This is a genomic window from Yersinia antarctica, assembly GCF_056636475.1.
Genome location: NZ_JBSJQF010000001.1, coordinates 1,208,792 through 1,232,792, shown reverse-complemented (window position 1 = coordinate 1,232,792; position 24,001 = coordinate 1,208,792). Strand labels below are relative to the sequence as shown.

Here is a 24,001-nt window from a genome sequence, read left to right as displayed (position 1 = left end):
TTCTACTCCTAAGCGGCTTGTTTTAGCGGTGACTGTTCGAGCGGGATGTCAGGGAACAGGTATCCGTGAAGCTCAGTGATGGCTTTCGCTTTAAGAACAGCGTTATGTGATTTAAGGTCTTCAAGTGCAACAAGGTTAAGCTGCACGGTATAGATATCGCCGCCCGGGATCGGAGGCAGATTTTCAAGGCGGCGAACATCGTTGCGGTTCATCCAGCCATTTTGTAACGCAGTGGTGTAGTAGGCAGAACGGCCTGCGCTGTCGGCGCGTAACAAACCTTCAACAGAGAATTCAGCAAAGTAATCCTCATCACCGGCCAACAGGCAACGGACAATTTCCTGCTCAATATTGACCAACAGCGGGCGCAAGGTGTTGCTCAGAAAAAGGAGATTCATCCCCTCAACACTGGAAGCCCAACTGCTTTGTTTGGTCATGTGTCCAACCATAAACGGCGGTACCCTAAACCAGCGGCAAATCTCTTCGATACTGAATGCCCGACTCTCCAACATCTGAGCATCTTCAGGATTCATGGTCACGCTTTGGTAAGTGAGATCGGCTTCAAGTACCATGGTCTTACCGGCATTTTTTGAGCCAGTGAATGCCGTCATGCTGCTACGCAGTTTGTCTCTCTGATCTTTTGTTAGCGCGGTTTTGCTGGTCAAAAAACCCGAGTTCTGCATTCCGTTTTCAAAAACTTTAGCCGCTGACTCTTCGATCGCCATGGCTGAACCAAACACATCTCGACCGGTATTCATCGGCATTAACCCACACATACCATCTAGGCCAAATCCCCGAATGTGCATCATGGTTTTAACCGGAATAACCCGCTTCTTGCCGTTCTCGGTATAGGTGTACTCGAGTTGGCCGTTATCAAGGCGCTTAACTACCATATTCTGTGGCAGTAACGGAATAAGAGAAACTACGCGATTACCGATCATTCTCTTTTCTATGAACGCATTGCCCCGCAAACAGATACTGGCCACCAGCATCAACATAAAGCGCGAGGGGGTCATTTCTGAGTTGGGGCTACGGCATAGCACCGGATAAAGTGGGTGATCGGTTGCTGTGCCTCGGGAACCGTCCGGCATCCGCTTATACAATTTCAGAGGAAGAGTCGAAACTGACTCACTGATCAGCCGGACGCATGCCCAGGCTGCGGCCAACTGAATCACTTTATCCGCCGTGACCACCTTGCCGCTGCTGCTGGTACCAAACCATTCCTGAAAGAAAGTGCCAGTAGTGAGGCTAATTGGCACACCAAGCCAGTTAAGGAGCGCGCTTTTAACGCGCCCCGGATGTTTATTTCGTGCCATTAGATACCTACTATTATTGGGTTATCAAAGAAACCATCCAGATCGCCCTCCTCCTCAATATCGGCATCTTCAGCAGCGCCGATTGCCATTGCAGAAGCAACCACGCCATCAATGCGGCCGGTGCTTTTCTTCTTGGCAAAGATACGGTTATCTTTCTGGTCTGCTTCGAGTACCGCCGAGGCTGCATTCCAGCGCAGGCAAGGGTTACGCTTGATAATCAACTCTTTGTTATTGAGTTTTTCCTCAAACAGTTCAATTGAGCGCGGCATCCATAAGCCGGATTCCTGTGCTTTGTAATAGCCCTGCCCATGGGGTACCAAAACGACACTGACCGAGTTACTTTCCAGTTCAGGCTCAAGGTATTTGATGCGGTATTGGTCAAAAGCGATGCATTTGATATCAAACATGGCTGTTAGCTCACCGATTCGGTGGGCAACAAAACCATAATTCACAGCCTTACCCGGTGGCGCGTGGATAAAACCAGCCTTTAGCCATTTGTCGTAAGGCACTCGGTCAGTTTTGGCCCGCTCAAGCAGGCTATCTTTAGGTGTCCAGAACTCGACAAACAACTTGTTATACTTGGGGAAAAAGAGCGCCAGCGAGGTCAGGTCGCGGGAGCCTGACAAGTCGAGTCCGCCATAGCACTCCTCGCCAGACAGCTCTTCAATATCGAATTCATCTTCACAATCCATCCATGTATCACCGCCGATCCATGGTGTAGCTGATTCCACCCATTCACAAAAGTTAAGGCGACGCACAATGCTTTCTTTACCCGGCATCCCCCTTGCAGCAGTCACCTGCTCGCGCAGATATTTAAGTTCAAAGGTCTGGCCCAGCGAGGGGTTAGCTTTCCCCCAGCAAGATTCGTCTTTAAATGGGTCGTCACCTTCATCCAATGAACAGATAAAACTAAAGAAACTGTCATCTTCCAGATCGCCGCTGGCGACCTTTTTGCCGTATTCGTGGTAGTCATAACAAACGCTGGTTTTATCGTGACCGCTATTGGTGATCAGGAATATTAGAGCCTGACGCCGCCCTTTCGTCCCGGCGCGCATCATCTCAACAACTTGATTGGTTTTATGTTCGTGCACTTCGTCAATCAGTGCGCAATGGGGTCGCGGGCCTGACTGACCATCATCTGAACTGATAGGTTTAAAGAATGAACCCGTTTGCAGAAATGCCAGATTCCACACATTCAAGCCGGTACCGGATTTAACAACCCGCTGAGAAAGAGCAGGGGACTGGTCCACCATGGAAACAGCATCACGAAACAGGATCATGGCCTGGTCTTTTTTGGTCGCCGCTGCATAGATTTCTGCCCGAGGCTCTTTATCTGCCATCATGCAATAAAGACCGACACCACCGGCCAGTGGGGATTTGCCTGAACCCTTTCCTGACTCCACATACACCATACGAAAGCGACGGGTGCCATCACTGGACTTCCAGCCGAATATCGAACCGACAACAAAGCATTGCCACGACAGCAAAATAAAGGGTTTACCCTCATGCTCTCCGCCATTCAACTTCAATACTTTGGCGAAAAAGTCTATCGCTCGACTTGCAGACTCCACATCCCACACCAAGCCTCTTGCGGGGCCAAACTCCAGATCACGCAAATGCCGGGCGCAAGAGTGACGAATATCGGGGCCAGCAAGAATGGTTCCCGCTGTTACATCCATTGCATATTGCGTTGCAGGGTCAACCGAAGAACTGGGCGAGCGGGTCTTCTTCTTTTTCTCCGCCATTAACATTCACCTTTGATCTTGCGGCTGGGGTGAGGCCGAATTCAATTAAGTAACCTTTGAAGCGGCGATCCGCATCGGCAAGCTGCCCTACGGCGGGATGTCCTTTAATAAGAAAATCCCCCATCTGGGTTTTGGTTGTGTAGGTATTACCCTCATCAAGAACTTGCTGCCGCAACCGAAGTATTTCAGCATACAGATCACAAAGGCGTTCCAGTGCCATGGTATCGGCGACGGTCAATACGCCCATCTGATCCAGCAGTAAAGTCAGCCGTCCCCAAGCCGCCTTGCCCCAGTCAGTTAAATGAGAGGGAGGGCTTGGAATTTCTCGGGCTGGTTGAGGTTCATTCTTATTCAGTGGGCGCTTGCCCGGATTACCGGTGACCACCTTCAAGTGGGTCGGTTTTGGTCGGCGTCCAGCCATGGAAAACCTCCCAAAAAAAAGTTTTCAATTCGCGGTTGTGCACAGAAATGAGGGCTGGCGGTATGGAGGGCGAAGAGGTGGGAACTTTCGACCCGCCCTCCAGATGATATTTATTCCCATTTATACCCATCAGTCAAATGATAGTGATTCTCATTTATTCCAATGTGAATTGGGGTCAATCGGTATGCCATCAGCGGTACAGCCCGCCACATAGCCTCTCTTCTCCTGCCTCTGCTTGGTTGAGTCATGATGCTGCTTACACAATGGCTGCCAGTTTCCTTTATCCCAGAAGAGCCTTTGTGCTTTCTTTAGTTCATCGGGGGTCTTAGCCTCTTTCATCCGATGCGGCTTCATGTGATCCACAACGACCGCTGCTGTCTTTCTACCCTGCTGATTGCACATAACGCAGAGAGGATTACTACGAAGAAATGTCAGTCTGGCTTTTTGCCATGGACTGCTATAAATGCTGCTGGTCTTCATGGCGTTGCTCCAAAAGAAAAACCACCGGCTTATAGGGCCAATGGTTTGGGATTAGCTAAGTGATTGACCAAGATGTTTGGGCTTAAATTGGTTTTGGTTTTTGTCTCATAATTGCTTCTTCAACATCTTCCATTAATGGTTCACTCCCAATATAACCAACAAGATACATTTCACCATTATCAGAATAGTGTTCAGCAACCACAAAGATAGCTTCACGTAAATGCGGATCTTCTATTTGTGGAATTAAATGTAGCTTGCGCAATCCCTGCTCAATACTGCGCACTTCCCCATTCCACCCCTCACCAAAAAGCATTATGTCTTGCATATAACAACCTCTGGTCAATGAAGTAATAACGAAACCATATTACTACAGACATTATCGATGGCACTCAATGAATGCCATCTGTAATGACTAGCTGTTTGCATCAGGACGAGCTACAGCACGACACGCCGCCATACATGCTGTTTGCATGTCAGTTTTAGCGATCGCTAACCAACGCCCATCGCTCTCACCATTATTAAGAAAATCAAGCTGTGCGATGAATTGGCGACTGATTTCTTTCAGCCGGTTCATATTGGATATGTCTTTTTCAGTTAGCGTCCGATAGCCTTTTACTGTGCTGCCATCCTGCGGTTTTGCTTCGCTCATAATTTCCTCTGTTATTTAAGCTGTACGCTATTGATGTGTGGTGCTGTTGATTATTAGCCGGTCGTCAGTGACAACCTTTTGTAGCGCGGTGATTTTTTCGACTAACTTATCGGCTCGTTCAGAGATTGAAATAAGAAACCCGACATCTGAGTCTGAAAATCCGCAATCTCTGGCTGCATCAGTGAGCTGTCCACTGGCGGGAGTAGCGGGCATATCCCCAACTGAAGCGGCGAGACACTCGAAACGCTTTTGCAGCTTGATATTGCCAGCACGGTAAGCAGCAATAGTGCCTTTTGCTTTGTTCTCAGCATCTACTACCCCTTGTTGATATGCCTTTAATCCGGCTGACTGTGCAGCCTGAAGTTGAGCCTCTTTATCGGTGGCGCTCTTTCTGGCGGCTATTTCTGCCGTTAGGTCTGATTTATCGCGCTTAGTCCACTTGAGAGACCATTCCGAATTTTTACTATCGCTACCCCACCAGTACCCACCGCCGACTAAAACTGAAATCGTCAGTGCGACGGCTATCAATCTCAATAGGGTTTCTTTCATGCTGGTATCTCAATATGAGGCGCATCCAAGAACTTAGCAGGCTTATCATTAGGGTTATCAGTCCACGTAATACCAAAACGCAGCTTAACGCCCAATTCTTTACCCGCCTGGTGCATAGCATTAAGAACCGGTAGCCAGCACTTATAGTCGTTCCAGTCACCGCCAACAGGGAAAAGATCTACAGCATTGCCAGAGATATGACGGCTATTCATGGTCTGACTCTTGCCAGTGGCCACCAGCTCCTTTTGCCGTTCTACTGTGCGCAGTCCTTCGATCACGCTGAAATCGACTGCTGAAATCTCTAACGCACGGCGAACTACCTTTAATAAGTTCGGATTAATGCCTTTGAGGTTGTTCTCGCTGCGCTGACTGAATCTGAAATTACTTGTCATTACCCTTCCCTTCTTCAATCGGCCTGCCTGTTACCTTCCATTTAAATAAGCTGGATAAGTAATCTGTACCGAGATAACCGATGATGACGCTTGAGAGGTAAGCGAGGTCTGTCGATAACCCGAAGAAATCAAGAACGTCCCGCACTGCAAACGCTATTGCGGCACACATCAGCGCATCGAGAAAACATCTACGCCACGGCTTCTCGTTATACCGCCCACGTAACCAGGCAATAATCCCAGCGATAGCGCCATAGCCTAATTCGAGGCGATGTGCGGCTATCCACTTGGTGATGATGTCCATTAGGTCAGGGTTGTTATGCATTTTCATATCTCCCCCTCCCGGACGGGCTGGGTGTGTAGTGGAAATAAAAAAGGCCCACCGAAGTGAGCCTTAAAATTGGTATGTGGTGACCGGGGCTGAGTATCCCAGCGTTACGGTTCCCCGTGGCGTGTGTGCTTCTATCCGTATAAGTTGTTGCCATTGCCCACGCGAGTCACCGTATCAGCCTACGCATTCACCACATTCGGCTGGATACTGTTTCACAACGATTGGATTAACCAACCCAGTACCCATGCGAATGCAGAAAAGCAAAAAGGCCCAGTGATTAACTGAGCCTCTAATTCTTCCTTACCACTTCAACGGATGCAATTACCACCGTTAGAGATGAATCTAGTCCATTTCCGCCAAATAGTCAACACTTTGCTTTTAAAATGTCGCCATCCGTGGCAAACGTGTTCCTATCGTGTTACCGAATGCAATTGCGCGTCAGCGAATCCCTCTTCTGCGTGGCATTTGCTTATCAGCGATTCGTACATCGGTTTAAAGTTACGTCGCCATGTGGTTTCTGGTATCTCTCCGACAAACTCCTCAAGGGCCGCACAAGCCTCAGATGAGGGTAAGCGAGAATATCCACGGCCTGAGCATTTCCCGCAGGTTTTATAAACCGGTATTCCCTGTTGTTCTGATTTCTCTTTGTCCACTACTGTGCCCTTCCCATTACAGCGACATGAGTTGGAAACCACACCTTTCCCGCCGCACGGTTTGCATAGCAATCTAACCTTTTCACGCAGATCCCTATGGACTTCATGCTCGGAAGGCCGGAATCCCTCAACGCCAAAACTAATGGAGCCTTTAACGATCTCCCTGTTGAACAGTGGCATTGATGTTTTAGTCGTGAACACCTCAGACTCAGTGAACCCCTCCCCCTTGCAACATTCACATTCACGAACACTGGCAGCACTACGCGCATAATCAGCAAACGCATATCTTGCGAGTGTTTGCACGACGCTTTGTTTAATATCCTCATCGAGCTTAGAGATTGCTTTGTACTTAATGGATTCTTTAAGCGCATATTGAGTGAGACTTTCCACGGCGCGATGCGGATTACTGATCCCCTGCTTTGCCAAGAACAATTCCAGCCCGAAGCCGCTTTTAAGGTCTGCCAACCCTAACGCTGCCATGATATCAGTGCCGGTAAGTGAATCAGAGGCCGTTGCCCGTGGAGAGTCACTAATCATGGTGGATTTAGCGAAGAAGTGTTTCGTTATTGATTCCAGCCTCATTTCTCAATCCTCTTCCTGCCAGTTGTCCCAACCATCAGCCGCCCATTAACAATTGCATGGCGCTCGCCCTTCACGTCATTGGCGTATTTCTTTACCGTTGAGCGCTGAGTATTTAGCTGGGCTGCCACAGCTGATTGGTTGCCATAAGCGGCGATAAGTAACTCTGGAATGGTTTTCACATATGCGTTCACGCTGCTACCTCCTGAAAATGGGATCGCCTTTTCTCAAGCATCTTGGCTTTTTTGGTGAAGATGGTTTTAATGCGGATTAGATATGGAATGTCGAACTTGCGGGTTTCGTGGCTTGAATCTACTTCCTGAACTTTGTCTAAGCCGTCACGCTCGATAAGCCCTATCCTGAATCCGGCTACGTTGCCGCTTAGGTGTCGGTTGCAATAAACGCATTGGGACCCAGTATTGTGAAGATTAAATCGGAGGTGGGGGGCTGCGCCTCGGCTTCGATAGTGACCACATTCCATCGTGCCGCCGTACTTTTGCTCTGGATACCTGCCGCAACTGATGCAGGGGACGCCTAAATATTTGAGCCTCACATACTTGTTAAACGCTGCTTGGGCCTCTGCCATTCGCTGCGGTTTGGTCTTTAATTTCTCTCTCCTGGCTTTCAATTCGTCTTTCTGTATCTTGGCTAACTGCTTATCTGCTACTGATTTGTTCTTCTGCCTTCGCTCACGGTCTTTTCGGTATAAAAGTATGGCGTACTCTTCTCGATGCTCTGGACAGCACCACCACGTTTCTACGCGGTCAGGCTTGAACCTAGTTTTGCATACTTTGCAGTTACGATGATTCGGCAGCTTGTTTATCATCGGCTTCCTCCAGCATTTCTATTGAAGCGTTTTCGCGTTCGCATTGGTCGCAACTGTACACCTCGTCTGGCTTTAGCGTGGCTAGGCAGAATGCGCATATTGATTGGGGGAGTTCAGGCATGGCCGACCTCCCTGTCTTTGGATTTCTCATCCTCTTCGTCGAAGTCTTTACCATTGATTGGCATAAGCCATTCAGAGTTGAATAGCGCCCATCCGTCAGTGTTAGTGCCATCAGCTAACTTCACAGTTATCGCGGGATTCGTGCATAGCCATTTCGGACGCACAATGTCATTTTTAGAAAGTATTCCGTCAGAACCACGGAATAATTCCCCTGGTTGAATGAGTCGCTCAGTGGTTACGGTGAATCCAAGCAGTGTTCGACTACCTGCAATAACAAGAGCGATTCCACCCGCTCGTAATTCTTTCATCGCGTTCTCCTTACTCTGTCGAATTTGGCGCGCAGCAATACGCATATGTGGTCATATGTCGGTATCTGGCTGGCGGGGATTTGGGGTTTAGGCTTATTTCGGTGGGGTACTTTGAAGATTGAATTTTCCATTACTGCAACTATGCTGCTTTGCCTTTGTCGCATGGTGTATTTCCCCACCGGTTAGCCCATTCGATAGCAAGCCGAGACTCATCACCGAACTTGACGCCCTGATCAATGCCAAACGCACTCATCATCTCGATAAGCTCACTCATCTCACCGACCGTCATTCGGCTGGTAGATTGTCCGAGCACAACAAAGCCGCCGTTGATGCCAGGGGCCGATCGCTGACCTTTTAGGCCGGCAGTCAAAATATTTTTCCAATCTTCAGTGGTGAGCTTCTGCCCATACCAAACGACCTGATCGCTGATATCTGTCAGGCAGCACCAAAGCTTCGCGTTCTGAGATAGAGAGCGCGTGGCTTCCTGAATGGTCACGAAGTAAGGTTTATCTGGATTAATCGGGGTGTTGCGGAGGTGGTTTATTGCGTTACTGAGGATTTGTTCGTTGCGTAACTGGTAGGTTTGTTTGGTCAAGATTGCCTCCGATATTCTGAGGTTTCCCTGATAGGCATGGAGCCTATGGGGGTTGCTTCACAGCGAATGCACCATCGATGCCAGTATGGTTGGCCTGGTCGAAACTTATCTGCATCTTTCCTCTCTCCGCACCGGTAGCATGATTCCATTTTCTGCATCATTCACCTCTCATTTAGCACCCTGTCGTGCTCGATGAGTGCGCCAGCCTTTTTGCGAAGCGCCACTCGATTAAAGTGATAGCTCAGGTTTCGGTGCTTTTTCTGATGTCTCAGACCCTCAGATACACCCAGCGAAAAGAATGCCGTTTGATACATCATGTTTAGCGCGTGAAGAGCCCGGCTAACTTTATTGATATCCGCCATCATTCACTCTCCGGTTTAGGGGCGGCGATTAACTTGTCGATTTCAGCCAATTCCTCAGTTAAATCGGCAAGGTCTCTCTGCCATCGGGAGCGGGGGATGTCGCAATGACTTCCGAATGATGCTTTATAGGTCTGAAGTTCGCCATTTTTCACATCGCGATAATCAGCAAGCATGTCCTTTGGAATAGCAACCCAACCATCCGGCACTGCCGGAGAGTTCACCTGCTCATTACGCAGAGCCGCAAAGTCATACCCACCGCTGGCGTCTATTCTCTGTCTTATCTCGCCAATAGAATCACGTAAGGAATGCGCCTGTTTTAGCATTTCGCTCTGCTCTGTATGGGCTGGCTGTGGTGCATCGTAGAACAAAGTTACCGGCCAGTCCTTGTGGGGCTTAATGAATGAGGGAAGAGGCCAATAGTCATACGTCGGGGTGTACGTCCCATCTCCATTGTTCTTTCCGAATTTACACGCCACCGGCTTGACCTGCTTTACCGATAACGCGATGCGGGCGAGTTGGCGAACCTCACTGGTAACGCATATGCGCTTGTCGTTCACTAATTCTTTCAGCCTTTCTTCGCTGAACTGCTCTAAATCGTTATTCATACCCGCCAGCCTTCTTTGATAACTTCGAAGTAAGAATTACCAATCAGTTCTGGATATCCCTCTTGGCAATAAATTATGCTGTTCTTGCCATCCGTCGCGCCCAGTTCACATTGATGATTCTGCGACTTTGACCGGTCAATAAAGCGGATGGTTATTTTCTCGCCAACTAGCAAATGGAGTGCTTTCATTCCGTCTTCCCCTTAATTATGATCCCGATAGCGCTTTCTCAGCCAGTGCGACTTGCGTCTTGATGTATTCACCCAGCATTTGGAGTTGCCTTTCTCAACCCAAGCCTGGCCCGGAGTTCCGCCACCTTTTCCAGCCCCTGCCTTTTGCTCATCGCACTTTTGAGACTCATCTCTGGAATGCGGGCGACCGGCGCGGGAATTTTCTCTCCTGCCTCGATTCGCTTTGCCATTAGTTTCAACTCAGTGCCGCAGCCCTTGCGAAGCTGAGCATCTGACCAGTTTTCGTGGCGCATGTGGTCATAAAGCGTCGTCACCATCCAGTAAGATGCCGAACTCGTCCACGGGTAGGCTTCTGCACTGACGTAGCCACCACGGCGGCGGGCATACTTCATGGTCATCACGTAGAGTTCGTCTTCGTCAGGCAGGCCAGCGGCCTTGAGAGCGCCCTGCTTACACCATGCGATGAATTGACCGGGAGATGGCCAGAACGGTGAACCATTTGCGCGGGCAAACTGCATGCCGGCCGATAATTGTTCGCGACTGCGGATTCCGTTTTCAGCAAAGGCGGCGATCCACTGTCGCTTGGCTGCAATCTCATCTTCAGGGTTTCGGAACGTGGTAGATACCGCAGCGGGGAATACCTGTTTTAAATTTCTGAACAGTGCATCGACAAGCTTCTCAGCCTCTGGGTTTACCATCTTTGCAGGCTCAGGCGCTGAACCGATCACCTTGGATAGAGCTGAGCCATCACGGTTTTGAATAAGTCTGGCAAGATTGGTCATATGAATTCTCTCTCCCATGCTTCTCGGTTGTTCCAGTCACCTGGCTGATTGGAAGCTACTGGCTGCCCAGCAAGGGCTTTCAGCTTCTCCACCTGCGCTGCATCCCGCAACACTGTATCTATCCCGTCATAAACCTTTTTCGATGGATTACCTCCCATCAGCCACGGATCTGACTTCGCACCTTCGATTGCCATGCAGAGTTCTTCAGCAGAAAAACCGTCTTTCAGGCGGGATTGGATCCGCCCTTTGCGCTTAGCGTCAAGCTTTGCACCAGGGTGATTCATGGATTTCTGCCAGAATTCAAAAACAGTCCTGACACTCACGTCCCCGGTAGGGGATATGTGTTTATGTTTTATATTCTTGTTATTACCTTCTTGTTCATGATGTGCGGCTTTAAGTGCGGCGTTATGTGCGGCACTACCATCTAAAGCCGCGCCGGGACTGGTCTCACCATGTGCGGGTTTAAGTGCGGCGTTATGTGCGGGTAAATTGTCTATTTTTTCGGCATATTCAGCGTAATTTAGGATGGTGATCACCGTCCCTTTTCGCTTCTCCCCGTCCATGGAAATCATCCCTTCCTTGACGAAAAAGTTAAGCATCCTACCCACGGCGTCACGGCTGGTTGGCTTCCCCTCTCTGTCGCAAAGGGACAGGCCTAAATCAGCCACTGTCACGACCAGTTGACCGGCTTGAAGATTCCATTGGTTACCTTTGAAATTCACTGTGCGGGGCTTTCTCTGCGCCCCAAATAACAGATCTTCCCAAAGAGTTCGGAGATACACATCCTTCGCCCATGTTTTCTTCTTGATGCTTCGGTACAACGGGACGTAACCAAGCTTCTGGTTCTCCATCCGGTTGCTCCTGCGCTCACGTTCGGCGCTCAGGTCATAGAATATTGCTGTACTCATGCGGCCTGCTCCTGAATCTGCTGAGCAGCCCACAATCCGGCTATCCACTGGATGCCTTTCGGGGTGAATTTATTCTGAGTAAAAGCGTGTCCGTTGTTCTGGTTCTCGCCGGTTTTAACAGTGAAGCGCCCGGCGTCGATGTGCTGAGCGTAAGGCGTTAACTTTCCCGCCAGTAGGTACATGATCTCGCTGTCGAGCAGGAACTTACGGAAGGCTGGTTCTTTGATGTGAAGTAGTTTGCAGGTCTCACGGAAACCAAGGGATCCTGTTGCATTGACGTAGCTGTCAACGAACTGAGCTTTGGGGGCCGCAATGGCAAGCTGATTTTCAAGTTGAAGCTTTTCCTCTGCAAGGTCTGCCGCCAAACGCAAAGCATCCGGCAGGTTCTGAGGAATGCGTGTCTGATTCTCCAGTTCTTGCCAGCGGTCAACCAAGCGAGCTGTGAACTCCGGGGAAAGCTGGGCAACGATGATGTAGCTATCGCGCTTGCTTACATGGTACTGCTGATATTGCTGGCCGTTCTGGGGGTGGGTGTACGCCATTGGCGCATACCCCTGAATCACGCCTTTCTCCATCAAGCGCTCAATGGTTCTGCAAACATCTGCATGGCGCGACTCCAGAAGTTCAGCTATTTCTACGCTGCACATCGTCTGGTTTACTACTGTTGATAAACTCATGTATAGTTACCTCAGAAGCTGATTGTTATTTGAGAATCCTCGCCTGTTACCGCAGGTGGGGCTTTTTGTTTTGTAAGCAACAACGCCACTGACTTAGCCAGCCTTGCCATCTCGTCATCGACTACTCCCCATTCCAGAACAGCTAGTAACATGCTCATCTTCGGAATGAAGCTTTCCTTCCAGCGCGATATCTGTGACTTATCAACGCCTACAGCGTCAGCAATGTCAGTGACGCCTCGTAATGCAATCTTGTTCAGTAATTGGCTCTCAATGATTCGAGCCTTGTTGCGTGCTGTTGTGCGCTCCATTGCGTACTCTTCCCTTGTGATTTGATGTTGGTACGTGACAAAGCTGTGAGCTTGTCACTTTTGTTTTCCATCCAGTGCCTTTCCGGCCAAAAGGATGAAGATGTCAGTAGTGTTAAAGAGCGGTAGTGCTTAAGCTGCGTTGTCTCGTACGGTCATGAATACAAGGCTTTCTTTAGTCACTGGTGCATACTTCCCAATTAACTTTGTGCCTTTTTCAATTGCTGCAGCACGCTTAGGTGATGCACGGCGAACACCGTAGGCAATCAAGTTCATGTAACCGACAGAGGTTCCAACAAGTCGAGCAAGAGCAGCCCACTCTTCCTTGTCGGCAGATTTGCGCCAGCGGAGTAAATCATTGCTCATTTTATTTACCTTCTTTATTAAAGATAAAGTCAGTTTATCTCAAAGATAAATTAATAACAATGCAAATTTATCAATTTGAATATTTATCAATTTGCTAATACATGGGAACATCTAGGGATGGAAACTAAAGATTTCAGACGCAATAATTTGCGCGCCTTAATGGATTCATATGTCCGTGAGGGAAAGACAAAGGCTCAGTTCGCAGATGCCATTGGATTGCCGGCGTCTCAACTTAGTCAGCTTATTAGCGTAAATGCCACCCGTAACGTAGGGGACATAATAGCGCGCCGCGTAGAGGCTAATATGGGCTTGCTACGGGGGTGGCTAGATGTACCACATTCTGATGCTTCTTTTGATTTAGATAACGGTTCAAGTAAAGAAACTAATAAAGACGACCCTTTTAACTTGCAAAACCTAGCTAGAAACTATACTGATCATCCATACAGGTTAGAGTTGTTGGATACAGAGCATAGTTGCGGAGGTGGGCGAGTGAATGGTGATTACCCCGACATAATTCAATCTATTGAGGTTGACCCAGAATATGCTAAACGCATGTTTGGGGGTAGACCTGCATCATCACTTAAGCTAACCACCGCTGATGGCGATAGCATGATCGGGACGATAGACCCAGGTGAGCTGGTTGTTATAGATATTACCGTGAGAACATTTCGTAGCGATGGTATCTATGCATTCACTTATGGCGAGGGTTCGCACATCAAACGTCTACAAATGTTAAAAGACAAAATAGTCGTGATCAGCGATAACGAAAAATATGATCGTTGGGAAATAAATGCAGACAATGAAGAAACATTCCACATAGAGGGGTTTATTGTTGGTAAATGGCAAATGGCCTACTCTCGATTAGGTTGACCACCGCAAGATTGATAAACAAGCCAGCCTAGAGCTGGTTTTTTTATGCCCATCGCAAAAAAGATAAATTATTTTATCTTTACCATTCATATATTTATCAAATTTAACGTCAATAACACCCAATTATTTATCATTTTGCTATTTACCATTCTTTATCTTTGAGATAAATTAAACCCATCGAAACGAAACATCGATGCGGCAGAAGGAACTACTCGCCGCGCCAGTCAGGACGACAGGCTGCTTATTTAACAATATAGAAAGTCGGAAGGTCACAGAATCTCTGTCATCCCCCTACGCACAAATGCGACGTACCACCGAGCGCGATCCGGTCGATGGGAAGATTAGCCCCGCATGAGAATGAGAACGGGCGCGAATGGGCAGCACTGTATGGGTGAATGTGATAAGCGCAAAAATGTTTATTACAGGTCGTTTTGATAGCGGCCTGTGCTGAACAAGTAGAGGTGACTATGAATTCAAAGCAAAAAAGACGAGCGTGGAGACACGAGCGCAGGCAAAACGAAAGAGAGATATTGGCGGCTACGGGAGCGGTTATACGTTCAGCCATACCAGCCTCGTTGTTTGCAGCAGGCTTCCGTAAAGTTCGTGAAGATTGCTATCACGTTATTAAGTAGGCCCACCACATAGTTAAGGGGTAAGAGGATGGTCACGGCAGAAACAACCAAAGTTTGGCGCTCTCCAGCTAAGGGGCGCAGATACCTCACAAGGAAAGGCGCGATTCATGCGGAAGCCAAGGCCAAAATCATGCAGCGCTACCCTGTAGAAAAGTGTGAGTATGATAACGGATATCTAACTTATCCCGGCTATCACTTTCCGAGCAGCGAGCCAGAGAGATACGAAAAAATGTTACGGCGTCTCAAGAGAATAATTGATAAAGCAACAGAACGATAGAGGCTGCATAACGCGGCCTTTTTTATTCCCTAAATTAACCTAGTCAATTTACCGCTGCCCTTATACGTGAGGGCTTCGGTAAGTTCGCTACAAACACAAGTCGCTTATGCGGCTTTTTCATGCCTGAAAATCGAGGTAACAATGAATCTTACCGATTTAAACAAAATTCTCGCCGAGCATAAAATCTGGGTAGAGTCATATAGACAAAACGGATCTAGAGCCAACCTGCGCGGTGCCGACCTGCGCGGTGCCGACCTGTGCGGTGCCAACCTGCGCGGTGCCAACCTGCGCGGTGCCGACCTGTGCGATGCCAACCTGTGCGGTGCCGACCTGCGCGGTGCCAACCTGCGCGGTGCCGACCTGTGCGATGCCAACCTGTGCGGTGCCGACCTGCGCGGTGCCGACCTGCGCGATGCCAACCTGCGCGGTGCCGACCTGTGCGGTGCCAACCTGCGCGATGCCGACCTGCGCGGTGCCAACCTGTGCGGTGCCGACCTGCGCGGTGCCGACCTGCGCGATGCCAACCTGCGCGGTGCCGACCTGTGCGGTGCCGACCTGTGCGATGCCAACCTGTGCGGTGCCGACCTGCGCGATGCCGACCTGCGCGGTGCCAACCTGTGCGGTGCCGACCTGCGCGGTGCCGCCTATCCTGATCGCACATACATAATCACGGGTGATAAGTATTTTCTGCAAATAAGCAACGGGGAGACTGTTCGTGCCGGATGTCAGAGTCACACAGCCGATGAGTGGCGCAAATTCAGTAAGCGCGAGATTGCAGATATGGACGGCAAGACAGCACTTAAATTCTACCCTCGCCTGTTAGATATTATCGACTTCTACCTTGGTAAGGGTGAGCGCCCAGAATGGCTTAACGAGCCAGATGAAGAAGAAGCAGATTAATTAGGTTCACTGATAGAGGCTGCATAACGCGGCCTTTTTTATTCCCTAAATTAACCTAGTCAATTTACCGCTGCCCTTATACGTGAGGGCTTCGGTAAGTTCGCTACAAACACAAGTCGCTTATGCGGCTTTTTCATGCCTGAAAATCGAGGTAACAATGAATCTTACCGATTTAAACAAAATTCTCGCCGAGCATAAAATATGGGTAGAGTCATATAGACAAAACGGATCTAGAGCCAACCTGCGCGGTGCCGACCTGCGCGATGCCGACCTGCGCGATGCCAACCTGCGCGATGCCGACCTGCGCCATGCCAACCTGCGCGATGCCGACCTGTGCGGTGCCGACCTGTGCGGTGCCAACCTGTGCGGTGCCAACCTGTGCGATGCCAACCTGTGCGGTGCCAACCTGTGCGGTGCCGACCTGTGCGGTGCCAACCTGTGCGGTGCCAACCTGCGCGGTGCCGACCTGCGCGGTGCCAACCTGTTCGGTGCCGACCTGTGCGGTGCCGCCTATCCTGATCGCACATACATAATCACGGGTGATAAGTATTTTCTGCAAATAAGCAACGGGGAGACTGTTCGTGCCGGATGTCAGAGTCACACAGCCGATGAGTGGCGCAAATTCAGTAAGCGCGAGATTGCAGATATGGACGGCAAGACAGCACTTAAATTCTACCCTCGCCTGTTAGATATTATCGACTTCTACCTTGGTAAGGGTGAGCGACCAGAATGGCTTAACGAGCCAGATGAAGAAGAAGCAGATTAATTAGGTTCACTGATAGAGGCTGCATAACGCGGCCTTTTTTATTCCCTAAATTAACCTAGTCAATTTACCGCTGCCCTTATACGTGAGGGCTTCGGTAAGTTCGCTACAAACACAAGTCGCTTATGCGGCTTTTTCATGCCTGAAAATCGAGGTAACAATGAATCTTACCGATTTAAACAAAATTCTCGCCGAGCATAAAATCTGGGTAGAGTCATATAGACAAAACGGATCTAGAGCCAACCTGTGCGATGCCAACCTGCGCAGTGCCAACCTGCGCAGTGCCGACCTGCGCGATGCCGACCTGCGCGATGCCAACCTGTGCGATGCCAACCTGTGCGGTGCCAACCTGCGCGATGCCGACCTGTGCGATGCCAACCTGTGCGGTGCCGACCTGCGCGATGCCAACCTGCGCGGTGCCAACCTGCGCGGTGCCGACCTGCGCGGTGCCAACCTGCGCGGTGCCGACCTGCGCGGTGCCGACCTGCGCGGTGCCAACCTGCGCGATGCCGACCTGCGCGGTGCCAACCTGTGCGGTGCCGACCTGCGCGGTGCCGACCTGCGCGATGCCAACCTGCGCGGTGCCGACCTGTGCGGTGCCGACCTGTGCGATGCCAACCTGTGCGGTGCCGACCTGCGCGATGCCGACCTGCGCGGTGCCAACCTGTGCGGTGCCGACCTGCGCGGTGCCGCCTATCCTGATCGCACATACATAATCACGGGTGATAAGTATTTTCTGCAAATAAGCAACGGGGAGACTGTTCGTGCCGGATGTCAGAGTCACACAGCCGATGAGTGGCGCAAATTCAGTAAGCGCGAGATTGCAGATATGGACGGCAAGACAGCACTTAAATTCTACCCTCGCCTGTTAGATATTATCGACTTCTACCTTGGTAAGGGTGAGCGACCAGAATGGCTTAACGAGCCAGATGAAGAAGAAGCAGATTAATTAGGTTCACTGATAGAGGGTAAGACGATGGCGTACAAGTTAAATCAAAAAATCAAGACTCACATTGCCGATATGGATACCTCACAAGGAAAGGCGCGATTCATGCGGAAGCCAAGGCCAAAATCATGCAGCGCTACCCTGTAGAAAAGTGTGAGTATGATAACGGATATATAACTTATCCCGGCTATCACTTTCCGAGCAGCGAGCCAGAGAGATACGAAAAAATGTTACGGCGTCTCAAGAGAATAATTGATCGGTTGCGCGGCAAACCTCGCCCTTCAGGGCGGGGAGGATGTCAAAAAGCAACAGAACGATAGAGGCTGCATAACGCGGCCTTTTTTATTCCCTAAATTAACCTAGTCAATTTACCGCTGCCCTTATACGTGAGGGCTTCGGTAAGTTCGCTACAAACACAAGTCGCTTATGCGGCTTTTTCATGCCTGAAAATCGAGGTAACAATGAATCTTACCGATTTAAACAAAATTCTCGCCGAGCATAAAATATGGGTAGAGTCATATAGACAAAACGGATCTAGAGCCGACCTGTGCGATGCCAACCTGCGCGATGCCAACCTGCGCGATGCCAACCTGCGCCATGCCGACCTGCGCGATGCCGACCTGCGCGGTGCCGACCTGTGCGGTGCCGACCTGTGCGGTGCCGACCTGCGCGGTGCCAACCTGTGCGGTGCCAACCTGCGCGATGCCAACCTGCGCGGTGCCGACCTGCGCCATGCCAACCTGCGCGATGCCAACCTGCGCGGTGCCGACCTGTGCGGTGCCAACCTGCGCCATGCCAACCTGCGCGATGCCAACCTGCGCGATGCCAACCTGTGCGGTGCCAACCTGTGCGGTGCCGACCTGTGCGGTGCCAACCTGTGCGGTGCCAACCTGTGCGGTGCCAACCTGTGCGGTGCCAACCTGCGCGATGCCAACCTGCGCGATGCCAACCTGCGCCATGCCGACCTGCGCGATGCCGACCTGCGCGGTGCCGACCTGTGCGGTGCCGACCTGTGCGGTGCCGACCTGCGCGGTGCCAACCTGTGCGGTGCCGACCTGCGCGGTGCCGCCTATCCTGATCGCACATACATAATCACGGGTGATAAGTATTTTCTGCAAATAAGCAACGGGGAGACTGTTCGTGCCGGATGTCAGAGTCACACAGCCGATGAGTGGCGCAAATTCAGTAAGCGCGAGATTGCAGATATGGACGGCAAGACAGCACTTAAATTCTACCCTCGCCTGTTAGATATTATCGACTTCTACCTTGGTAAGGGTGAGCGCCCAGAATGGCTTAACGAGCCAGATGAAGAAGAAGCAGATTAATTAGGTTTACTGATAGAGGCTGCATAACGCGGCCTTTTTTATTCCCTAAATTAACCTAGTCAATTTACCGCTGCCCTTATACGTGAGGGCTTCGGTAAGTTCGCTACAAACACAAGTCGCTTATGCGGCTTTTTCATGCCTGAAAATCGAGGTAACAATGAATCTTACCGATTTAAACAAAATTCTCGCCGAGCATAAAATCTGGGTAGAGTCATATAGACAAAACGGATCTAGAGCCAACCTGCGCGATGCCAACCTGCGCAGTGCCGACCTGCGCGATGCCGACCTGCGCGATGCCAACCTGTGCGATGCCAACCTGTGCGGTGCCAACCTGCGCGATGCCGACCTGTGCGATGCCAACCTGTGCGGTGCCGACCTGCGCGATGCCAACCTGCGCGGTGCCGACCTGCGCGGTGCCGACCTGCGCGGTGCCAACCTGCGCGGTGCCGACCTGCGCGATGCCAACCTGCGCGGTGCCGACCTGCGCGGTGCCAACCTGCGCGGTGCCGACCTGCGCGGTGCCAACCTGCGCGGTGCCAACCTGCGCGATGCCGACCTGCGCGGTGCCAACCTGTGCGGTGCCGACCTGCGCGGTGCCGACCTGCGCGGTGCCGACCTGCGCGGTGCCGACCTGCGCGGTGCCGCCTATCCTGATCGCACATACATAATCACGGGTGATAAGTATTTTCTGCAAATAAGCAACGGGGAGACTGTTCGTGCCGGATGTCAGAGTCACACAGCCGATGAGTGGCGCAAATTCAGTAAGCGCGAGATTGCAGATATGGACGGCAAGACAGCACTTAAATTCTACCCTCGCCTGTTAGATATTATCGACTTCTACCTTGGTAAGGGTGAGCGCCCAGAATGGCTTAACGAGCCAGATGAAGAAGAAGCAGATTAATAAAGCCGGAATTGACGCTGAGTGCGCCAAGGCTTGCGTTATTGCCATCATCAAAAATCAAGTTGCCCAATCGTTTTTAAACCAGCAGCCACCTATCCAGATGAACTACTAATTAAACCGGAGTATCCCATGCATACCTTTTGTATAGCAGGGTGGCCTTGCGTGGGCTGCTCTGAGACTTTGCTCGACCGTATATGCCGCAATGCTAATAACGCAGCCAAGCGGCTTGTTGAGATATTAAACCAGCGGGGTGAACCATGAGAATAAAACCGAATGGTGACGGCACAGTGACCGCATCTCAAGTGCACAGCGGATTTAAAAAACGTTATACGAAGTCTTTCCCAGATACAGCGCAGGGAATTCATGAGGCATACCGGTGGTGCCAGATTGTTTGGCTTGGCTGGGATGACTCCCAAGACATGGAGTATGCGGCATGACAGAAGATCAATTAAAAGAACTGATTATCACAAGGCGTGAATCGTTAAAGAGCATGGACACTCTGGCCTTTGTTAAAAATGAATTGGAGTGCGGGCGCGTGTCGGCTGAACAACTGGCAATCATTGCACTGGATGCAATGGGGATTAAAGGCGAATTGGTTGAGCAAGTAAGGGAATCGGCAGCCAAAAAGCGTAAATCATTTATGGAGGTGATTTGTGGGTACCGCAACATTAATCCTTGGTGAATCTGGTACAGGGAAGTCTACCAGCTTGCGCAATCTCAACCCTGATGATTGCCTATTAATACAGGTGGTAAGGAAGCGGCTACCGTTCAAATCAACTAACTGGCAGCCATGGGATGGCGTGAAAAAAACAGGGAGTGTTATTGCGACGCATGACTGGTCAATGATTAAGGCCGTCATTAATGGGGCAACAAAATATGGGAAGAAAATAGTCATCATTGATGACTTCCAGTATGTGATGTGCACCGAGTTCATGGATTCAGTAAACGAAAAAGGATTTGATAAATTCGCCCAGATGGGGCGTCACATGTGGGACATCATTAAAGCAGCGCAGGACGCGCCAGATGACTTGCGAATTTACTTTATGGCCCATACCGAGGAAACAAACCTTGGGCGCGTCAAAATGAAAACCATCGGCAAGATGCTGGATGAAAAGGTAACGGTTGAGGGGATGTTTACCATTGTTTTAAAAACAACCGTCCACGATAAGCAATACTTTTTCACCACTCAAAATAATGGCAATGACACAGTTAAATCCCCGATGGGGTTGTTCGAAACAGAAGAAATTGAAAACGACCTTCTGACTGTAGATCGGGATATTTGCGATTACTACGGCATCAATAATGTTCACCAAATTAAAGGAAACGCAGCATGAGCAATGTAACTTTCGTCTATGACCAGGATTCAGGTTTATCAGCAGGATTAAGCGGTTTCATCAATGAGTCTGGGGCTTATATCTTCACCATCTCAGAAGCTAAATATGTGATCAGTTCTGGCGGTGCTAAATCAATTGAATTCTCCGTGGAAACTGATGATGGGCGTAAGGCCAACTATCTGAATGTTTATACCGTAAAGAAAGACGGAAGCCCCAATACGCATGGCGTAAACATGATAAATGCGATGATGGGTTGCTCTGGCGTTAAGCAGCTTACCATCATTAAAAATGAGACTGGAGTTGATGTCGCCCCTGAGTTTGTAGGCCGAAAGTTGGGCCTGGTGCTACAAAAAACGCTTAAAACAAAAGATGATGGCCGTGAGACTTACAACTTTGATATTCGCATCCCGTACTTTGCACAAAGCCAGAGAACACTACAGGAACATGTAAGTGACTGCTCCCCAGCCGAAACAATAGCGAAGATGCTCACCACCCTGAAGGACAAGGATGAGCGTAAGCAAGTAAACAGCGCTCCAACTCACTCAGGAAACTATCAGGGTGATGATCAGTTCTTTTCCGAAGACCCACGCTTCTAAGTTCGCACCTCCCAGCAGGTAATCGCCATGCAGCCAGAACAAATACTGGCCTGCCTCCGCGCCCATCCAGATGCTTATATAACCTCATTCCACCGGTCAATTGGCAGTGTGGGGCGTGGTCGCTTGTCTGGTGGTGCAACTATCGGGTGCACGTTGAATTATAAGGACTCATTCTACAAGGGATTGGGTGAGGGATTCGAAACGGTATCGGTACACATTCCCCTGACGTATGTGCTTAACATGCGCCACTTGCTCACGGAAGAGCGCTGGGAGGCTAAAGAGATTTCAGCTAAAGGGATTATATACCGGCTTAAACCAGAGTTCATGCCAGCCAATCCTACGCCGTACTGCTCAACTCAGGAAGAGTTAGTGGCGCGGCGTCAAGAATGCCTGCGACTGCTTTCGGCAGCCTAATTAATAAAATAAGGGAAATATCATGAAAGACATCATGATCGACATCGAGACATTAGGTACCACGTATGGATGCGCGGTCTTATCTATCGGGGCTGTTCGCTTTGACCGAAATACTGGTGAGATTGGCGATAAGCTTTACGCAAGCATGGGGCAACAAGCACAAAAGTATGGTCATGCTTCTCAATCAACCCTGGATTGGTGGGAACAGCAATCGCCAGAGGCAAAAGAAGCCGCATTTAGTGGTACGGAAGATCCGGTAGTTGTAGCAAATACCTTGGCGAGCGGAATTGATAAAAATGACTTAGTTTGGGGGAATGGCTCAATCTTCGATATCACAATTCTTGAAAGCTGGTTTGCGTCAGTTAACGTTGCTGTACCTTGGAAATTCTGGAATGTGCGCGATGTAAGAACAGTTGTCGATTTATCACCATTGAACATTAAAGACTTCACTCGCGAAGGTATTCACCACAACGCGCTAGATGACGCAATACATCAAGCCAAATATGTTTCAGCAATGATTCAGAGTCTCCGCGTTTAATCACCCTCCCCCCCCCATATAACCGGCAGCCAGTCTGCTGAGGAATAGTCATGTCTGAAAATACTGATTATGCAGAACTCGAAAAGAAATATCAGGCCGTGGTCGCTGAGAATGTGGCGTTAAAAACTGCGATTGAATTCGCCACTGCGCCTGATATGTGGGAAGAGCACGGTAATTTACTGGAATACAAATATCTGGATTGGTATGTCGATGAGCTGAATAAGGCACTAGATGGAACCCCAGCCACCACTCAGGCGATTAACGAGATAAAGGCGCAGGGTGTTGATGCTTTTGTGGATTTCTGCAAACAGAGAGCTGCAGTCAGGGCTTATAACTTCTTTACGGATGCAGGTGGCACTGCTGATGAGTTCGCCGCCAGTCTGCGGGGAGGTGAGTGATATGAGCAAAGAAAAACGCGAAATTAAATGGCTGTGGTGCGCACGCCGTGACCATTCGCCAGTGATTGTGGAAACCGCGGCCCCGATTGGGATGATTAACTTCAACGACAAAGCCAGTTGCCCTAAATGTGGGTTGCAAGGCCACGCAGAAATCGACAGTCCAGAAGAGGCTTACATCTGCTGGGATGAGATTGAGGAGGCATGATGGATAAGCATATAGAAGTGAAACCTACCCCTGCGGCGAATTGGCGGCAGGAAGGGCAAGCCGATCCACACAACACTCGCTACCAGTGTGAACGGGCGGATCTCGCAATGGGGCAACTGACTGATGACGAGATAGCAAACGCGGTATTCCTTTGCGACCATCTCACTAGCTTTGACAGCATCGTCTACCTGACCGCAGCCAAGGATCGTATCCGCTGGTTGTCCCGCTCAAATGAAGCACTGATAGCCAAGCTGGAAGCGGCACAGAAAGAGCGTGATGAGTTTAAACGCTACTACAAAACCGCTTGCGCTGACTGGGAGGAAACTCAGCAAAATTACGATAGCTCCAAACGTGTTGTCGCAGACCTACGCACCAAGTTAGAGGCAGCAGAGGCGCGGCTACTTGTGCCGGTTAAGTTGCCAGAAAAACTTCAGTGGAGCTATGACGACATCACCACTAAAGCCGAGGTTTATGCTTTTAATAACGGCGTTAGCGCTTGTGAGGTCGCAATCAGCAAAGCTGGCTATCCGGTTTAAGGGGGTGAGTAGTGGCATTAATAGGTTTCGTTCTACTCGTCACCTCATGCTCTACCTGCAATGCCCTACCAGTAACCGAAGATATCTACCCTACCCACACCGAATGCCAAAAAATATCAACCCTGATACATGAGCGGCGGCCTGATGCTGTGCTGATTTGCTCTGAAGTCTACCGGCAGTAAATAACCCAGGATTAACGGAAGCGGATTTCGCTA

Annotated in this window: 39 protein-coding genes; 17 read left to right on the top strand and 22 right to left on the bottom strand. The window is 49.9% G+C overall.

All coding sequences use genetic code 11. The features are described 5' to 3' along the window. Nucleotides 1-8: 8 nt before the first annotated feature. From ACWJJO_RS05530 to ACWJJO_RS05425, 22 genes are all read right to left on the bottom strand, one after another. Nucleotides 9-1,313 (bottom strand): phage portal protein, encoded by a 1,305-nt coding sequence (locus ACWJJO_RS05530; RefSeq protein ID WP_481090748.1) that lies wholly within the window; start codon nt 1,311-1,313, stop codon nt 9-11. Beyond that, on the bottom strand, nt 1,313-3,058 hold the full coding sequence (locus ACWJJO_RS05525; RefSeq protein WP_481090747.1) for a terminase large subunit: 1,746 nt from the start codon (nt 3,056-3,058) through the stop codon (nt 1,313-1,315). Before ACWJJO_RS05525 ends, ACWJJO_RS05530 begins: the two co-directional genes overlap by 1 nt. Then, nucleotides 3,012-3,479, bottom strand: coding sequence for a phage terminase small subunit P27 family (locus tag ACWJJO_RS05520; protein WP_042806576.1), 468 nt, complete (start codon nt 3,477-3,479; stop codon nt 3,012-3,014). Before ACWJJO_RS05520 ends, ACWJJO_RS05525 begins: the two co-directional genes overlap by 47 nt. Before the next feature lie 150 nt (nt 3,480-3,629). Continuing rightward, nucleotides 3,630-3,959 (bottom strand): HNH endonuclease signature motif containing protein, encoded by a 330-nt coding sequence (locus tag ACWJJO_RS05515; protein WP_481090746.1) that lies wholly within the window; start codon nt 3,957-3,959, stop codon nt 3,630-3,632. Nucleotides 3,960-4,041: 82 nt separating this feature from the next. Further along, complete coding sequence (locus ACWJJO_RS05510; protein ID WP_481090745.1) at nt 4,042-4,284, bottom strand: hypothetical protein; 243 nt, start codon at nt 4,282-4,284, stop codon at nt 4,042-4,044. A gap of 87 nt (nt 4,285-4,371) precedes the next feature. Then, entirely contained in the window at nt 4,372-4,608 is a 237-nt protein-coding gene (locus ACWJJO_RS05505; RefSeq protein WP_481090744.1) for an Acb2/Tad1 domain-containing protein, read from the bottom strand. A gap of 27 nt (nt 4,609-4,635) precedes the next feature. Next, nucleotides 4,636-5,157, bottom strand: coding sequence for a DUF2514 family protein (locus ACWJJO_RS05500; RefSeq protein ID WP_481090743.1), 522 nt, complete (start codon nt 5,155-5,157; stop codon nt 4,636-4,638). Further along, a complete protein-coding gene (locus ACWJJO_RS05495; protein ID WP_481090742.1) occupies nt 5,154-5,549 on the bottom strand; it encodes a M15 family metallopeptidase in 396 nt (131 codons plus the stop codon). Before ACWJJO_RS05495 ends, ACWJJO_RS05500 begins: the two co-directional genes overlap by 4 nt. Further along, nucleotides 5,539-5,877 carry a phage holin, lambda family gene (locus ACWJJO_RS05490; RefSeq protein ID WP_481090741.1) on the bottom strand — a complete coding sequence of 113 codons (339 nt, stop codon included), beginning with the start codon at nt 5,875-5,877 and terminating at the stop codon, nt 5,539-5,541. The genes ACWJJO_RS05495 and ACWJJO_RS05490 overlap by 11 nt, the downstream gene beginning before the upstream one ends. A 410-nt stretch (nt 5,878-6,287) precedes the next feature. After that, nucleotides 6,288-7,112, bottom strand: a complete 825-nt coding sequence (locus tag ACWJJO_RS05485) for an antitermination protein (protein WP_481090740.1) — start codon at nt 7,110-7,112, stop codon at nt 6,288-6,290. Continuing rightward, a complete protein-coding gene (locus tag ACWJJO_RS05480; RefSeq protein WP_050088899.1) occupies nt 7,109-7,303 on the bottom strand; it encodes a protein ninH in 195 nt (64 codons plus the stop codon). Before ACWJJO_RS05480 ends, ACWJJO_RS05485 begins: the two co-directional genes overlap by 4 nt. Next, nucleotides 7,300-7,935: a recombination protein NinG gene (locus ACWJJO_RS05475; protein WP_481090739.1), complete on the bottom strand. Its 636-nt coding sequence runs from the start codon at nt 7,933-7,935 to the stop codon at nt 7,300-7,302. Before ACWJJO_RS05475 ends, ACWJJO_RS05480 begins: the two co-directional genes overlap by 4 nt. A 113-nt stretch (nt 7,936-8,048) precedes the next feature. After that, entirely contained in the window at nt 8,049-8,363 is a 315-nt protein-coding gene (locus ACWJJO_RS05470; protein ID WP_481090738.1) for a hypothetical protein, read from the bottom strand. A gap of 139 nt (nt 8,364-8,502) precedes the next feature. Beyond that, complete coding sequence (locus ACWJJO_RS05465; protein ID WP_481090737.1) at nt 8,503-8,958, bottom strand: recombination protein NinB; 456 nt, start codon at nt 8,956-8,958, stop codon at nt 8,503-8,505. Next, a complete protein-coding gene (gene ninD, locus ACWJJO_RS05460) occupies nt 8,955-9,107 on the bottom strand; it encodes a protein NinD (protein WP_481091564.1) in 153 nt (50 codons plus the stop codon). Before ninD ends, ACWJJO_RS05465 begins: the two co-directional genes overlap by 4 nt. Before the next feature lie 212 nt (nt 9,108-9,319). Continuing rightward, entirely contained in the window at nt 9,320-9,925 is a 606-nt protein-coding gene (locus tag ACWJJO_RS05455) for a hypothetical protein (RefSeq protein WP_481090736.1), read from the bottom strand. After that, nucleotides 9,922-10,113 (bottom strand): hypothetical protein, encoded by a 192-nt coding sequence (locus ACWJJO_RS05450; RefSeq protein ID WP_481090735.1) that lies wholly within the window; start codon nt 10,111-10,113, stop codon nt 9,922-9,924. Before ACWJJO_RS05450 ends, ACWJJO_RS05455 begins: the two co-directional genes overlap by 4 nt. Before the next feature lie 68 nt (nt 10,114-10,181). Continuing rightward, a complete protein-coding gene (locus ACWJJO_RS05445; protein ID WP_481090734.1) occupies nt 10,182-10,895 on the bottom strand; it encodes a replication protein P in 714 nt (237 codons plus the stop codon). Then, nucleotides 10,892-11,746, bottom strand: coding sequence for a replication protein (locus ACWJJO_RS05440; protein WP_481091563.1), 855 nt, complete (start codon nt 11,744-11,746; stop codon nt 10,892-10,894). The genes ACWJJO_RS05445 and ACWJJO_RS05440 overlap by 4 nt, the downstream gene beginning before the upstream one ends. Before the next feature lie 53 nt (nt 11,747-11,799). Continuing rightward, nucleotides 11,800-12,480 carry a phage antirepressor KilAC domain-containing protein gene (locus ACWJJO_RS05435; RefSeq protein WP_481090733.1) on the bottom strand — a complete coding sequence of 227 codons (681 nt, stop codon included), beginning with the start codon at nt 12,478-12,480 and terminating at the stop codon, nt 11,800-11,802. An 11-nt stretch (nt 12,481-12,491) separates the two neighbouring features. After that, nucleotides 12,492-12,788: a CII family transcriptional regulator gene (locus ACWJJO_RS05430; RefSeq protein WP_481090732.1), complete on the bottom strand. Its 297-nt coding sequence runs from the start codon at nt 12,786-12,788 to the stop codon at nt 12,492-12,494. A 129-nt stretch (nt 12,789-12,917) separates the two neighbouring features. Next, on the bottom strand, nt 12,918-13,151 hold the full coding sequence (locus ACWJJO_RS05425) for a helix-turn-helix domain-containing protein (RefSeq protein ID WP_057636568.1): 234 nt from the start codon (nt 13,149-13,151) through the stop codon (nt 12,918-12,920). 117 nt (nt 13,152-13,268) lie between these two features. Between ACWJJO_RS05425 and ACWJJO_RS05420 the strand changes: the two genes are divergently transcribed. The 17 genes from ACWJJO_RS05420 (at nt 13,269) to ACWJJO_RS05340 (ending at nt 23,968) form a co-directional block, all read left to right on the top strand. Next, the gene (locus ACWJJO_RS05420) at nt 13,269-14,021 is read left to right on the top strand and encodes a S24 family peptidase (RefSeq protein WP_481090731.1); all 753 of its coding nucleotides are present in this window, start codon (nt 13,269-13,271) and stop codon (nt 14,019-14,021) included. Between the two features lie 1,050 nt (nt 14,022-15,071). Next, nucleotides 15,072-15,830: a pentapeptide repeat-containing protein gene (locus ACWJJO_RS05415; protein ID WP_481090730.1), complete on the top strand. Its 759-nt coding sequence runs from the start codon at nt 15,072-15,074 to the stop codon at nt 15,828-15,830. A gap of 157 nt (nt 15,831-15,987) precedes the next feature. After that, nucleotides 15,988-16,596, top strand: a complete 609-nt coding sequence (locus ACWJJO_RS05410; RefSeq protein WP_481090729.1) for a pentapeptide repeat-containing protein — start codon at nt 15,988-15,990, stop codon at nt 16,594-16,596. Nucleotides 16,597-16,753: 157 nt separating this feature from the next. After that, nucleotides 16,754-17,542: a pentapeptide repeat-containing protein gene (locus ACWJJO_RS05405; protein ID WP_481090728.1), complete on the top strand. Its 789-nt coding sequence runs from the start codon at nt 16,754-16,756 to the stop codon at nt 17,540-17,542. Nucleotides 17,543-18,000: 458 nt separating this feature from the next. Then, nucleotides 18,001-18,864 carry a pentapeptide repeat-containing protein gene (locus tag ACWJJO_RS05400; RefSeq protein ID WP_481090727.1) on the top strand — a complete coding sequence of 288 codons (864 nt, stop codon included), beginning with the start codon at nt 18,001-18,003 and terminating at the stop codon, nt 18,862-18,864. 157 nt (nt 18,865-19,021) lie between these two features. After that, nucleotides 19,022-19,765, top strand: a complete 744-nt coding sequence (locus ACWJJO_RS05395) for a pentapeptide repeat-containing protein (protein WP_481090726.1) — start codon at nt 19,022-19,024, stop codon at nt 19,763-19,765. Between the two features lie 129 nt (nt 19,766-19,894). After that, entirely contained in the window at nt 19,895-20,026 is a 132-nt protein-coding gene (locus tag ACWJJO_RS05390) for a protease FtsH-inhibitory lysogeny factor CIII (protein ID WP_481091562.1), read from the top strand. Continuing rightward, a complete protein-coding gene (locus tag ACWJJO_RS05385; RefSeq protein WP_481090725.1) occupies nt 20,023-20,202 on the top strand; it encodes a DUF5444 family protein in 180 nt (59 codons plus the stop codon). The genes ACWJJO_RS05390 and ACWJJO_RS05385 overlap by 4 nt, the downstream gene beginning before the upstream one ends. After that, nucleotides 20,199-20,447 carry a hypothetical protein gene (locus ACWJJO_RS05380; RefSeq protein ID WP_481090724.1) on the top strand — a complete coding sequence of 83 codons (249 nt, stop codon included), beginning with the start codon at nt 20,199-20,201 and terminating at the stop codon, nt 20,445-20,447. The genes ACWJJO_RS05385 and ACWJJO_RS05380 overlap by 4 nt, the downstream gene beginning before the upstream one ends. After that, nucleotides 20,419-21,099, top strand: a complete 681-nt coding sequence (locus tag ACWJJO_RS05375) for a DEAD/DEAH box helicase family protein (protein WP_481090723.1) — start codon at nt 20,419-20,421, stop codon at nt 21,097-21,099. The genes ACWJJO_RS05380 and ACWJJO_RS05375 overlap by 29 nt, the downstream gene beginning before the upstream one ends. Further along, complete coding sequence (locus tag ACWJJO_RS05370) at nt 21,096-21,695, top strand: DUF669 domain-containing protein (protein ID WP_481090722.1); 600 nt, start codon at nt 21,096-21,098, stop codon at nt 21,693-21,695. The genes ACWJJO_RS05375 and ACWJJO_RS05370 overlap by 4 nt, the downstream gene beginning before the upstream one ends. A 27-nt stretch (nt 21,696-21,722) precedes the next feature. Further along, complete coding sequence (locus tag ACWJJO_RS05365; RefSeq protein WP_481090721.1) at nt 21,723-22,109, top strand: hypothetical protein; 387 nt, start codon at nt 21,723-21,725, stop codon at nt 22,107-22,109. A 22-nt stretch (nt 22,110-22,131) separates the two neighbouring features. Next, entirely contained in the window at nt 22,132-22,647 is a 516-nt protein-coding gene (locus ACWJJO_RS05360) for a 3'-5' exonuclease (protein WP_481090720.1), read from the top strand. Nucleotides 22,648-22,697: 50 nt separating this feature from the next. Beyond that, nucleotides 22,698-23,045, top strand: coding sequence for a hypothetical protein (locus tag ACWJJO_RS05355; protein WP_481090719.1), 348 nt, complete (start codon nt 22,698-22,700; stop codon nt 23,043-23,045). A 1-nt stretch (nt 23,046) separates the two neighbouring features. Continuing rightward, complete coding sequence (locus tag ACWJJO_RS05350) at nt 23,047-23,250, top strand: hypothetical protein (RefSeq protein WP_481090718.1); 204 nt, start codon at nt 23,047-23,049, stop codon at nt 23,248-23,250. Further along, nucleotides 23,250-23,786, top strand: a complete 537-nt coding sequence (locus ACWJJO_RS05345) for a hypothetical protein (protein ID WP_481090717.1) — start codon at nt 23,250-23,252, stop codon at nt 23,784-23,786. The genes ACWJJO_RS05350 and ACWJJO_RS05345 overlap by 1 nt, the downstream gene beginning before the upstream one ends. Before the next feature lie 11 nt (nt 23,787-23,797). Then, nucleotides 23,798-23,968: a hypothetical protein gene (locus ACWJJO_RS05340; protein WP_481090716.1), complete on the top strand. Its 171-nt coding sequence runs from the start codon at nt 23,798-23,800 to the stop codon at nt 23,966-23,968. The last annotated feature ends 33 nt before the right edge of the window (nt 23,969-24,001 follow it).

Coding starts and splice junctions, on each gene's coding strand:
- ACWJJO_RS05485 (WP_481090740.1), bottom strand. CDS start 7,112: ATGAGGCTGGAATCAATAACGAAACACTTCTTCGCTAAATCCACCATG.
- ACWJJO_RS05510 (WP_481090745.1), bottom strand. CDS start 4,284: ATGCAAGACATAATGCTTTTTGGTGAGGGGTGGAATGGGGAAGTGCGC.
- ACWJJO_RS05385 (WP_481090725.1), top strand. CDS start 20,023: ATGAGAATAAAACCGAATGGTGACGGCACAGTGACCGCATCTCAAGTG.
- ACWJJO_RS05420 (WP_481090731.1), top strand. CDS start 13,269: ATGGAAACTAAAGATTTCAGACGCAATAATTTGCGCGCCTTAATGGAT.
- ACWJJO_RS05450 (WP_481090735.1), bottom strand. CDS start 10,113: ATGAAAGCACTCCATTTGCTAGTTGGCGAGAAAATAACCATCCGCTTT.
- ACWJJO_RS05355 (WP_481090719.1), top strand. CDS start 22,698: ATGTCTGAAAATACTGATTATGCAGAACTCGAAAAGAAATATCAGGCC.
- ACWJJO_RS05415 (WP_481090730.1), top strand. CDS start 15,072: ATGAATCTTACCGATTTAAACAAAATTCTCGCCGAGCATAAAATCTGG.
- ACWJJO_RS05380 (WP_481090724.1), top strand. CDS start 20,199: ATGACAGAAGATCAATTAAAAGAACTGATTATCACAAGGCGTGAATCG.
- ACWJJO_RS05475 (WP_481090739.1), bottom strand. CDS start 7,935: ATGATAAACAAGCTGCCGAATCATCGTAACTGCAAAGTATGCAAAACT.
- ACWJJO_RS05505 (WP_481090744.1), bottom strand. CDS start 4,608: ATGAGCGAAGCAAAACCGCAGGATGGCAGCACAGTAAAAGGCTATCGG.
- ACWJJO_RS05470 (WP_481090738.1), bottom strand. CDS start 8,363: ATGAAAGAATTACGAGCGGGTGGAATCGCTCTTGTTATTGCAGGTAGT.
- ACWJJO_RS05350 (WP_481090718.1), top strand. CDS start 23,047: ATGAGCAAAGAAAAACGCGAAATTAAATGGCTGTGGTGCGCACGCCGT.
- ninD (WP_481091564.1), bottom strand. CDS start 9,107: ATGGAATCATGCTACCGGTGCGGAGAGAGGAAAGATGCAGATAAGTTT.
- ACWJJO_RS05525 (WP_481090747.1), bottom strand. CDS start 3,058: ATGGCGGAGAAAAAGAAGAAGACCCGCTCGCCCAGTTCTTCGGTTGAC.
- ACWJJO_RS05365 (WP_481090721.1), top strand. CDS start 21,723: ATGCAGCCAGAACAAATACTGGCCTGCCTCCGCGCCCATCCAGATGCT.
- ACWJJO_RS05410 (WP_481090729.1), top strand. CDS start 15,988: ATGAATCTTACCGATTTAAACAAAATTCTCGCCGAGCATAAAATATGG.
- ACWJJO_RS05440 (WP_481091563.1), bottom strand. CDS start 11,746: ATGGAGAACCAGAAGCTTGGTTACGTCCCGTTGTACCGAAGCATCAAG.
- ACWJJO_RS05400 (WP_481090727.1), top strand. CDS start 18,001: ATGAATCTTACCGATTTAAACAAAATTCTCGCCGAGCATAAAATATGG.
- ACWJJO_RS05430 (WP_481090732.1), bottom strand. CDS start 12,788: ATGGAGCGCACAACAGCACGCAACAAGGCTCGAATCATTGAGAGCCAA.
- ACWJJO_RS05395 (WP_481090726.1), top strand. CDS start 19,022: ATGAATCTTACCGATTTAAACAAAATTCTCGCCGAGCATAAAATCTGG.
- ACWJJO_RS05360 (WP_481090720.1), top strand. CDS start 22,132: ATGAAAGACATCATGATCGACATCGAGACATTAGGTACCACGTATGGA.
- ACWJJO_RS05490 (WP_481090741.1), bottom strand. CDS start 5,877: ATGAAAATGCATAACAACCCTGACCTAATGGACATCATCACCAAGTGG.
- ACWJJO_RS05515 (WP_481090746.1), bottom strand. CDS start 3,959: ATGAAGACCAGCAGCATTTATAGCAGTCCATGGCAAAAAGCCAGACTG.
- ACWJJO_RS05520 (WP_042806576.1), bottom strand. CDS start 3,479: ATGGCTGGACGCCGACCAAAACCGACCCACTTGAAGGTGGTCACCGGT.
- ACWJJO_RS05530 (WP_481090748.1), bottom strand. CDS start 1,313: ATGGCACGAAATAAACATCCGGGGCGCGTTAAAAGCGCGCTCCTTAAC.
- ACWJJO_RS05345 (WP_481090717.1), top strand. CDS start 23,250: ATGGATAAGCATATAGAAGTGAAACCTACCCCTGCGGCGAATTGGCGG.
- ACWJJO_RS05495 (WP_481090742.1), bottom strand. CDS start 5,549: ATGACAAGTAATTTCAGATTCAGTCAGCGCAGCGAGAACAACCTCAAA.
- ACWJJO_RS05435 (WP_481090733.1), bottom strand. CDS start 12,480: ATGAGTTTATCAACAGTAGTAAACCAGACGATGTGCAGCGTAGAAATA.
- ACWJJO_RS05370 (WP_481090722.1), top strand. CDS start 21,096: ATGAGCAATGTAACTTTCGTCTATGACCAGGATTCAGGTTTATCAGCA.
- ACWJJO_RS05500 (WP_481090743.1), bottom strand. CDS start 5,157: ATGAAAGAAACCCTATTGAGATTGATAGCCGTCGCACTGACGATTTCA.
- ACWJJO_RS05445 (WP_481090734.1), bottom strand. CDS start 10,895: ATGACCAATCTTGCCAGACTTATTCAAAACCGTGATGGCTCAGCTCTA.
- ACWJJO_RS05405 (WP_481090728.1), top strand. CDS start 16,754: ATGAATCTTACCGATTTAAACAAAATTCTCGCCGAGCATAAAATCTGG.
- ACWJJO_RS05455 (WP_481090736.1), bottom strand. CDS start 9,925: ATGAATAACGATTTAGAGCAGTTCAGCGAAGAAAGGCTGAAAGAATTA.
- ACWJJO_RS05425 (WP_057636568.1), bottom strand. CDS start 13,151: ATGAGCAATGATTTACTCCGCTGGCGCAAATCTGCCGACAAGGAAGAG.
- ACWJJO_RS05390 (WP_481091562.1), top strand. CDS start 19,895: ATGCATACCTTTTGTATAGCAGGGTGGCCTTGCGTGGGCTGCTCTGAG.